Below are 10,532 nucleotides of genomic sequence, written 5' to 3' on the forward strand. Positions count from 1 at the left end.
TTTTGCTACTTCTTTTTTGATTTTCTCCACTACTTCTTTTTCCATTTCGATGTCTTTTGCTAGTAATTGTGTCGTGGATGGAAAAGCCATTAATATAAGTAGAACAACAATAGCAGTACCTATATTTTGCTACTTCTTTTTTGATTTTCTCCACTACTTCTTTTTCCATTTCGATGTCTTTTGCTAGTAATTGTGTCGTGGATGGAAAAGCCATTAATATAAGTAGAACAACAATAGCAGTACCTATACCAATTAGAGATTTAACTCGCCATAAATGTTTTTTTCGAAGTTTAAATAAATCAAAAGAAGTGTTTACTGTCTGTGCTGTTTTCTCACGAAGTGACGCTAATAATCCTGATTCATCTTCACGGGCATGTAGGGCAGTTATCAATATGTTTTCAGGAAAGTAATGGTCAAACTGAAGGAGCGAAGACGAATGCGAAGGTTTGGTCTTCACTCCCCAAGCAAAAAGGATAACAAAACCTAACGCCCCTGTTCCTAGAGCCCATAATTGGAAATAAGGAAAGACAAATAACCGAGATGTCACGTATACAATTGCACCAAGGATAAGTCCAAAACTAAGTGCTGTTTGCATAACTCGAAATAGATGTTCACTAATCAATCGACTATGAACTTTATTGACAAACTTTAGTATTCTCTCTCGGTTATTCATGTCTTTCGCCTCCTTATTTTGAGCGTTTCATATTGACACGTAATTTTTTGATTGAAATTGCAATAGCAGTTACAGCTAACAATAGATAAAAAATAGTGTATCCAGCCCATACTGGGAACTCGATTTTCGTTGCTTCGCTTACTATATTCTCGGTAGTTGGATTTAATAATGTAAAAATGAGTACTCCTGGATTGATACTTGCCCAAAAATGAGCCAGTGGTAATGGATTTGTCGTAATTCCTTGACCCATCATGTTAACTTGAACAGCAATCATAAAGAAAAATGCAGTAACTCCTGCTAAGAAAATCATCGTTCCATAAGTAGCAATCATCGATACARTCGTTTTCCTTGTAATAGTTGAGAACATAACACCAATACTTCCTACGGTAATCACGGTCAACAAGAAGAACAAGAAAATCAAGCCCAATTGCCCAGGTGATATCCCGCCGAATAAAAACACTAAACTATAAATTGGCAATCCAGCTACTAACATAAGCATCAAGAATGCAATGGATGAAGACAATTTACCCAATATTATTTGCATCGAACTTTGAGAAGTGGTCAATAAAATATTTAACGTTTGTTTTTCTCTTTCTGTACTAATGGTGCCCGCTGTTAATCCTGGAGTAATAAACAAGATTAGCCCTAATTGAATATATGTGAGTAACCCAAATAGGAAGAAACTTTCTTCCGGTCTAAAAAAGCCCGTTCCGGTAAATGCAGTGGTTAAAAAAATAAAACCGAATACGAAAATGCTCATTGCTATTAAGTAAAAAAGAATAYCTGTAAAACTTTTCAGCGACCTGAAGCGGAGCTTAACTTCTTTGACGAGTACAGGATTATTTACATTAACTCTCATAAGGTCTCCACTCCTTTTGTGATTTCCATAAAGACATCCTCTAAATCCGTTTCTTGTTCTGCAAATGACAAAATGAATAAATTCTCATCTAATGCATGCTTTAATAAACGCATTTGATCATCTTCTGTACCTCTGTATTTAAATGTAATTACATGTTTGTCAGGAAATTCTTCAATACCGCTAACAAAAGGATCTTCTTCAAAGAAACGTACAGCCCGATCAGCCAATCCTTTTATTTTCACCGTTATTAGTCGTTCTCCTTTTAATTGAGCTTGAATTTCCGATACTGAACCGTGGGCGATAAGTCTTCCCCCATCAATAACGCCAATTTCATCACACATTTCGGCTAGCTCAGGTAAAATGTGTGATGAAATCAAGATGGTTTTACCCATGCCTTTTAATTGTCTTAAGATATCTCGCATCTCTACACGCGCACGTGGATCCAGTCCAGATGCTGGTTCATCTAGAATCAATACTTGAGGGTCATGAATCAATGCCCTTGCTAAACACAAACGTTGTTTCATACCTCGTGATAGCAAATCGACATACTCATATCGTTTATGTGATAAGTTAACTAATTCTAAAAGTTGAGGGATGAGTTCTTTTCTTTTTGCTTCTGCAATTCCATAACTTGCACCATAAAAGTCTAGATATTCATCAGCCTTTAACTGGTCATATACACCAAAAAAGTCTGGCATATAACCGATAAGTTTGCGCACTTCATGAGAATCAGTTTTCACACTTTTACCATTAATAAACGCATCTCCAGCTGTCGGTTGTAATAGTGTTGCTAAAATTGAAAATGTCGTAGATTTCCCCGCTCCATTGGCTCCTACAAATCCGAAAACGGTGCCTTCACTTAATGTTAAATTTAAATCATTCAATGCATAAAATGATCCATATTTTTTGGTAAGCCCTTTTATTTCAATCATTTTTGGACCTCCCCTTTTAAACGCAATTCTGGTAAACGCGTATAGTCATCTCCATTTGTAGCTTGTTTGTTCACCTTAAACTTAACTTTACCATCGGTTGAAATGTATTGATTCACATTTTCTTTAATTGAGAATCTGCCGCTATTTACTTCTTCAAAAGCTTTCGTTGAAACATTATAAATCTCGATTGTAATTGACGACATATCTGTATTAGCAAGTTGTAATTCTGTCCATTTCACTTTATCGAGTGGGATATTTTCAGGTATTTTCAGTTCATATGAGTACATACCGCTAGACATCATCCACTCAAACTTACTTTCGGTCATTTGTTCATAGTAACCAGACGAATCTTCTGGAGTAATTTCGATTTCTAAGGACGTTGCAGGTAGTGTGAATTCTCCACTAAAAATAGTCTCAGGAGTAAACGATTGATACACGACATTGATTGCAGACATTTCTGCCCGAGAATCGGTTAATTTTATTGGAACGATTGCATCCTCTGTATGTGCAACAATAGCGGGTTCGGTAGATTGTTCACCCATCATTTGTGACATTCGTAACAAACTATTCTTTCGTTCTTTCGGCAAATCACTAGCTTTCATCGATGTCTGATATCCCATGTTCTGTGAACTTGTAGGTATACTAATTGGTAATAGAAGTGCAGATCCGATTGGCTCATTTACTTGAAGTGATTCGTTTGGACTTAAATCACCCAGTTGAATCATTTTTGAACCTGACCAAATCGCGATATCTTTCAGTGCAAATGGAAAATCATTCTTCACAGTCCCACGAACAATACCGCCGTCTACTGTCAAATCAATGACAAACTTTCCAGCATCTTTTATTAAAGAATCCCCTAGAACAGAAGAAACCGACCAATATCCCACATCTCTCACTGTTAGTTGATCACTATTTGCTTGTTCCTGCAAAATGGACAAGTTCATAACACTTCCATTAGACCCTGAGAATGAGTCCATACGTTTAGATGCTACCATAGACGTTCCTTCATCAGATTCAAATGTGAAATTCCCACTTCGATTAGAAAGTAAAGATTCTACATAATACCCTGAAAGACTTTCATCATCTTGTACTTTGTAAAAACTTACTTGTTGAATTTGAGGTCGAGCAAGGCGATCTTTCGCTCCATATGCGAATATCGCGACAGAAGCGACAATTGAAATGGTAGGAATGATCCACCAAGCATGTTCACGCTTATCTTTTCTCTTTAATAAGAAATACAATAAAGGTCCGACTAAAATAATATAGATGATGACAATTCCAATCATTAACGGAGTTGAAACTTGGAATGACGGGAATAATTCATTAGTTTGACCAATTTCATAAGTCATTTGTTCTTTAAAATTTTCACCGTAATTCTGATTCATCTGATTTACATAACTACCATTCACTTTTTTCATTATTTCAGTTAGTAGAAATGTATAGTTAGCTTGTTTTGACAGCGGCTCGTCACCTAAAGAAAAAGCAGTTTGGATAATTGCTCCAGAACCTATAGATTTCATAGCTACGGCTGCATCTTTATCAGATTTCATAAGAATACGAGATCCTTCATTAACTTTAGACCCAAAAAAGGAGACATCTTCTGTAAATTCTTTGTTTGCAAAAGCAGTTAAAGTTTCTGCCTTTAATGTTTTCCTCACATCAGACAATGTTAATGGTAATTGCTCTGACAATAATCCAAGTTCCGCACTTGTATTATTTGATGCACCTACAAGTACTACCCCACCTGTCTGAACCCAGTCAAGAATTGCTTGTTGTTGTTTCTCGTTTAAATCCGCCAACACATACTCGTCAATTACTAAAAAATTAGCAATGTCATATGCCGCTTTATCAGTAGGAAATTGATAGTCTTTTATTTGTCCTAGATGGATAATTTGAGAGCCGCCCATACCTGATAATTTCATCGAGGATAATGCACGTAATCGATCTGCACTTTCAGTTAATGTTAGAAAAAAGAATGTTTCAGGACCATAAGATTGGGTTTTGACATTTTTGTTGCCTTTATAAGGAATGTCTTTCCCTTCTTCCCAACCACCTTCATAAAAATAGAACATTTGAGTGGTTGAATTATTATTCATTGCTTCATCTGATAATCCGGGTAATGCCAGACTCAGTGTTTTCGTTTCACCTTTTCCAATGGTAAGAGGAATAGCTTTTGCCGATCCTACTCCATATGATTCGGAATAATCGATGACTAAATCCCCTGAGAATTCATCCCCTGAATTCACCACAGTAATTGTAAGAGGTAAACCCTTACCATATTTAATTTTATTTTGATAACCAGCGGTCGCTTTGACATCTAGTAGTGGAGCTGCAGATGCTTCTGTTAATGGGATAAAACTAAACAATAATAATATGATTAATGCGAAAAACCAGCGTGTGTTTTGTTTCAAATTCCTTCCCCCTTATCTCTATATTAATTAGTACGAATTATCTATATATTAAGTTGCATAAATCAAAAAAATCATGATAACTAAACGTTATCATGATTTGAGAGCGAGCGTATATAAATTTTGTATATGTACTAGATATTCGGGGTCTTTTTCATTTGGACTTAGCTTAGTTTTTCGGTATGAAACCTTATGCCACATCAACGTCAGTCCCGAACCTCTCCGAATCCAACCAATAATCTTATCCCATAATTAGGAGCCGGATCTAATGAAAAAAATGATTGAGTCTAATTGTTCTTTTTAGAAGAAAAACAATTAAATACTCATCCCACCATTTGTGAAGTTTGGAACTAACAATTAGCAAAAATTCCGTTAGCTTTTGCTACTAAATTGTTATTTTCATCATAGATTAAACAGTCTGCATGACTAAGTGTTCTTCCTTTCTTTACTTGATCTGCATGAGCTATTAAATATTCCCCTTTCGCTCCTTTGATAAAAGTCATTTTAAGGTCTACTGTTACAACCGTTTGTCTATTGTTTTCATCCACTTCAAATGTGTTACACATCGCAACATCAGCCAGGGAAGAGATGACTCCACCATGAACAACCCCAGCACTATTTAAAAATAGAGGTTGTATCGGTAAAATAACTTTCAAACTCGTATCACTTACTCTTTCGTAATTAAACCTTAAAAACTCATCAAATGGTTGTTGGATAAACACCGTTTTCACCCTCCACTTTTCTGTTGCTCAAATTGATTAGAAGTTGTTTATATTTTTTTACTCTTAGATGATTGTAATCACCAGAATACCCTTTTTCAAGCAAAGTATCTATCTTTCCAATATAGGTCTTTATAAAGGATTTCAACTAAATTTAATAGATCATTTATATATCCTTTTGAAGCATCATCAATAAATTTATCAAAAATTAAAAAGTGACTCATTAAGTAACATAATTTCCAACCTTTGCTTCACCTTTAAACACTAGCATCCACTACACCCCCTTAAATTTAGAAAGTAGGTATAAAAAAAGCCCCTCTTATGAAGGACAACAAGCATATATTCGACAAGTTGAATACGTACAATTATTTGCGTTTTTAAATACATAACTAAAAGGACTTCAATTTATTTTAGGAAGTCCTTTTAGTCAAGTTGTTACATAGACGTTCTTTTGCGGAAGGAATCCCATTTTAATTGCTTCGTGAACGAGCTGTTCTCTAAATCTTAGATGTGCGATATTAATCAGGACTTCGGTGCGTACCTGAATACACTCACTCTTTCAACTAAACGTTTTCATGATTTTAGAGTGAACGTAAATAAGATTCAACAAATGGTACGATGTAATCGATGACTTTTTCATCAGGATTAAGTTTGGCATTGTGTAGTCCATATGGAGAATCGACACCAGCCCAGAATAACATACCTGGGATTTCCTCAAGGAAAAATCCAAAGTCTTCTCCTGTCATCGCTGCATCACATTCTATTGAAGTAGTGAATGCATCTTGCTCCGCAAATTTCAAAAAATCTGAAGTGATCTCTGGAGTATTAAAAACTTGATAGTATCCCGAGCCATAGTCTATTTTAACTTCGCATTCAAATGCAATTTCAGTTGCCTTACATAATGCTTCGATTCTATTTTTTACATTTTTCATGATTTGTGCATCCATTGTACGAATCGTTCCTTCTAATCGTGCATGACCTGAAATAATATTTTGAACTGTTCCAGAAGTCATTTTACCAATCGTCACGACTGCTGAGTCTAGAGGATTGATTGAACGACTAACGATCGTTKGAAGTTGCAATAACAGACTAGCTGCTGCCACCGACATATCTTTTGTACGATGTGGAAAAGCTGCATGTCCCTMAACTCCAAGGAGATCGATAAATAACTCTGAGGTATTCGCAAATAATAAACCTGGACGAGTTGCAACAGTTCCCACTGGATACTCTGGCGCGATATGAAAAGCAAATATTGCATCAGGTAGGAACTCAGGGTGCTCTTTTTTCAACCATTCTCGCATTGGCAAAGCACCTCCTGGTCCTTCCTCAGCAGGTTGGAAGAGAAACACCATGGAATCAGTAATCGGCTCTTCATTTATTCGTCTTAACAACCCAAGAGCTACTGTCATGTGAATATCGTGACCACATGCATGCATAAAACCATCATGTTCAGAAGCGAACTCAATTGTTGTCTGTTCATCTATAGGGAGTCCATCAATATCCGATCTCCAACCGATTGTTTTAGTTGGATTTAATCCGTTTACATGCACTAGCACTCCAGTTTTCCACTTCACCACTGTTAAACGCTGTTGATTCAAAGCAGATATTTCCTCTAATAAATATGCTTGTGTTTTAAATTCTTGAAATCCAATTTCCGGAATTTGATGTAAATCACGCCGAATTTGTTGAAGAGTTTTCATCATCGAATCCTACAATTGACGAAGTTCTTGCATGATTTCTGTTTTTGATTTCGTTTTATCATCAATTTCTTTAATAACTTTCGCAGGCATACCTGCTACTACTGTATAAGGAGGGACATCTTTTGTAACGATTGCACCCGCTGCAACGACTGAACCTTTTCCGATTTTCACGCCTTCTAAAACAACTGCGTTTGCGCCTATCAGAACATCATCTTCAACAATAACCGGCATTGCTGAAGGTGGCTCAATGACACCTGCTAAAACAGCTCCCGCTCCAATATGACAATTTTTACCAACTGTTGCGCGTCCACCTAAAATTGCGCCCATGTCAATCATTGAACCATCACCAATAACAGCGCCAATATTAATTACAGCACCCATCATAATGATACAATTGTTACCGATTTCCACTTGGTCACGGATAAACGCACCTGGCTCTATTCGAGAGTTGATACCTTTTAAATCTACTAATGGAATAGCCGAATTACGACGGTCATTTTCAACTACTACATCCGTAATTTGATCTTTATGAGTAGATAAAGCTGTTTCAATTTCAGACCATTCACCAAATAACACTAGAGAATTTCCTTCGCCAAATACTTTCGTTTGAGCTCCAAAAGAAAGTCCTTTTAAGTTTTCACCATTCACATAAACCTTTACAGGTGTTGATTTTTTAGCATGTTGAATATAAGAAATAATTTCATATGCATCCATTTGTTTCATCTTTGATGAACTCCTTTCAATCTTGCAAAATATGGACTAATTGTACAACAAATTGTATCACAATACACTTATTTAATTTGTATATTCATGCAGTTTTTCTGCATGTTCTTTCACAACTTGGACAAAAGCTTCCACTTGCCTTAGTTCAAAAGCTGACTCATACCCTATTAACCAAGTATCACGCGTCAATTCAAATTCTTCTGCTTGGTTGGTTAAAGCTATTTTATTAATCTTCTCTAAACCACTTAACGTAATAGAAGGTAAAATAGCATAACCGATTCCATTTAAGGCCATTTGCTTGCACGTTTCAATTTGATCAACGGTGATTTGACGTCTTGGACTTGAAGCAAAATGACGTTGCCACCAAGCTTGTATTTCTTGATAATAGTTGGAGTCACTTTTAAATTGAATAAATGGTCGGTCAGTAGACAAAACATCCTCAAGTTCTTTTAATTCTTGATCTACCAAGTACAAGGTATCACGAAATAAATGGATTTTTGTACCTTTCCATTCCGTATGACCCCGGACAATTCCAATATGAGCTTCCCCGTCATACAAGGCTTTGACAATTTCTGAGCTCCAACCTGTAATAAGAGAAATTTTTGCTTCGGGGTATTTTGTAACGAAATCTTTTAACACCATTGGTAACCAATTCTGTCCAACAATTGAAGCACATGCAATTTTTAAGGTCCCATGAACTTTTGATGTCAAAGATTGTAGGATTTCAAAAATCTCTTCCTGTTTTGCTAGGGTATCAATAGCAAATTGGATGATAATTTCACCAGCGGGAGTTGCAGTGAGACCCTTTTGGGAACGAAGGAAAAGTTGGGCTCCCCACTCTTTTTCAATCGTTTGAAGACGTTGGGATAATGCTGGTTGAGATAAAAAAAGTCGTTCCGCCGCTTTTCTCATGTTGCGCTCTTCAGCTAAAATTTTAATAATTTGAAATTCATTAGTTGTCACTCATTTCACTCCAATCAAAACTTAGATATGTATATCTTTTATTTGTGAATTAAAGTTTTAATTAAAAGAAAAGCTAATACTGTTGATATTGAAGAACAAATGAAAGAGTGCATTTGTGCCTAGCATGCCGCATGAGCGTGAAGAATGAGACCCACAACAATGTGGTTTTCATTCTTGTTGGCTCATGCGTAACGTGCGGCAAGCGTAGATGTACGATAGACAACAGTATGTTTATCTTAGCCTTTATTTTCAAAACATCTTATTAAAATCAATCTAAGAATTATCACTACAACTACAAACCGAAACCTTGATTCCATTCACTGAGGATGGGCTTGTGACTGCGTCACTCGCCCACCTCTCTTTTTTTTGAGATCATCCTGCGGCGGGTTTGCATCCCTCGCTCCCTTGTAACTTGAAAGGACACAGTAAATTAAGTTTGGTTAACTACAGAATAGAAGATTCCTTTAAGTAGATGTTCGGCCGAAGATGCTATTTCAGCCTCTTTCTGCTTTTTTTATTTTGGCAAAGTTTAAGAATGCTGTTGATATTAAAAATAAACGAAAGAGTACATTTTACGCCTAGCATGCCACAAGAGCGTAAAGCGTGAGACCCACAAGTATGTGGTTTTCATACTTGTTGGCTCATGAAGAATGTACGACTAGCGCAAATGTTCGATAAGCAACAATATAATTTAACAAAGCCAAATGAAAAAGAAGATCTCCAATGGAAATCTTCTCTCATTTTTGCATAATACTAATTATTTTGATAGATATGTTTCTTTAATTGTTTTAAGACGACTCGTCTAGTTAATATGCCTACAAATGTCTCTTCATCATCTACTACACATAGGAATGGATGATCAATTAATAAATCGAGCCCTTTTTTAAACTTTTCGTCAATATGGATAGATGGTACGGGTGATTGCATCAACTGATCTACTTTCAAATCTGGCAATCGCTCATATTCAATGTGTTCTAATCCTAAAATGGCATCTGTTATCATCCGAGTACTAATTAATCCTTTTAAGCGATACTTAGTATCTAATACAGGAATGGATGAATACCCTGTTTTCGTTAATACTAGTAAAGCATGTTCTGCACTGTTTCCCATTTGTACATGAGCCACTTTTTCTGACGAGATGATGAATTCTTCGATTTGCATATCCAAAAAACCTCTGCTTGTAACCGAAATCATACACTTCTACTCCTTTTCTGTTCTACCAGTGAACAGCATACTACTCATTTATCATATCATATTCAGGATAAAAACACTGAAGTAAACCTTTCCAAAAAAAACTTCTTCACCTAATAAGATGAAGAAGTTGCGTAATAATAACCTATAACAATTGATATAAAAATAAGTGCAGCCGCAAAGACCCAAAAGATTGGATTGAGTGTATAAGGATGCTCTTTTACTGCGACTGGAATTGGTGAATCGTTTGTTTGTTGTCTCTCTCTTTCAAATGTCATGATTCTTCTAGTCGCATAAAATCCAACTGCACAGATAATTACTATTACGCCTAATAATGGCCATGTCCATAAACCCATTTTCATCC

Annotated in this window: 9 protein-coding genes and 1 pseudogene; all 10 read right to left on the minus strand. The window is 36.1% G+C overall.

The genetic code is table 11. The features are described 5' to 3' along the window. Window positions 1–673, minus strand: a pseudogene (locus AC1DOS_RS13875) (hypothetical protein); the annotation flags it as partial. 13 nt (window positions 674–686) lie between these two features. Then, complete coding sequence (locus AC1DOS_RS13880; protein WP_477537975.1) at window positions 687–1,532, minus strand: ABC transporter permease; 846 nt, start codon at window positions 1,530–1,532, stop codon at window positions 687–689. Then, on the minus strand, window positions 1,529–2,464 hold the full coding sequence (locus tag AC1DOS_RS13885) for an ABC transporter ATP-binding protein (protein ID WP_477537976.1): 936 nt from the start codon (window positions 2,462–2,464) through the stop codon (window positions 1,529–1,531). Before AC1DOS_RS13885 ends, AC1DOS_RS13880 begins: the two co-directional genes overlap by 4 nt. Beyond that, the gene (locus tag AC1DOS_RS13890) at window positions 2,461–4,875 is read right to left on the minus strand and encodes a hypothetical protein (RefSeq protein ID WP_477537977.1); all 2,415 of its coding nucleotides are present in this window, start codon (window positions 4,873–4,875) and stop codon (window positions 2,461–2,463) included. Before AC1DOS_RS13890 ends, AC1DOS_RS13885 begins: the two co-directional genes overlap by 4 nt. A gap of 347 nt (window positions 4,876–5,222) precedes the next feature. Further along, window positions 5,223–5,594 (minus strand): PaaI family thioesterase, encoded by a 372-nt coding sequence (locus tag AC1DOS_RS13895; protein WP_477537978.1) that lies wholly within the window; start codon window positions 5,592–5,594, stop codon window positions 5,223–5,225. Window positions 5,595–6,172: 578 nt separating this feature from the next. Beyond that, on the minus strand, window positions 6,173–7,291 hold the full coding sequence (locus AC1DOS_RS13900; RefSeq protein WP_477537979.1) for an N-acetyldiaminopimelate deacetylase: 1,119 nt from the start codon (window positions 7,289–7,291) through the stop codon (window positions 6,173–6,175). A 9-nt stretch (window positions 7,292–7,300) separates the two neighbouring features. Then, the gene (gene dapD / locus AC1DOS_RS13905; RefSeq protein WP_108584394.1) at window positions 7,301–8,014 is read right to left on the minus strand and encodes a 2,3,4,5-tetrahydropyridine-2,6-dicarboxylate N-acetyltransferase; all 714 of its coding nucleotides are present in this window, start codon (window positions 8,012–8,014) and stop codon (window positions 7,301–7,303) included. Window positions 8,015–8,086: 72 nt separating this feature from the next. Beyond that, window positions 8,087–8,977 (minus strand): LysR family transcriptional regulator, encoded by an 891-nt coding sequence (locus AC1DOS_RS13910; RefSeq protein WP_108584392.1) that lies wholly within the window; start codon window positions 8,975–8,977, stop codon window positions 8,087–8,089. Between the two features lie 753 nt (window positions 8,978–9,730). Continuing rightward, entirely contained in the window at window positions 9,731–10,171 is a 441-nt protein-coding gene (gene cbpB, locus AC1DOS_RS13915) for a cyclic-di-AMP-binding protein CbpB (RefSeq protein WP_108584390.1), read from the minus strand. A 110-nt stretch (window positions 10,172–10,281) separates the two neighbouring features. Beyond that, window positions 10,282–10,532, minus strand: a 251-nt coding sequence (locus AC1DOS_RS13920; RefSeq protein WP_477537980.1) for a hypothetical protein, incomplete at its 5' end; no start/stop codon positions are given.

It is taken from the genome of Paenisporosarcina sp. P5_A11, from assembly GCF_056400705.1.

Coding starts and splice junctions, on each gene's coding strand:
- cbpB (WP_108584390.1), bottom strand. CDS start 10,171: ATGATTTCGGTTACAAGCAGAGGTTTTTTGGATATGCAAATCGAAGAA.
- AC1DOS_RS13885 (WP_477537976.1), bottom strand. CDS start 2,464: ATGATTGAAATAAAAGGGCTTACCAAAAAATATGGATCATTTTATGCA.
- dapD (WP_108584394.1), bottom strand. CDS start 8,014: ATGAAACAAATGGATGCATATGAAATTATTTCTTATATTCAACATGCT.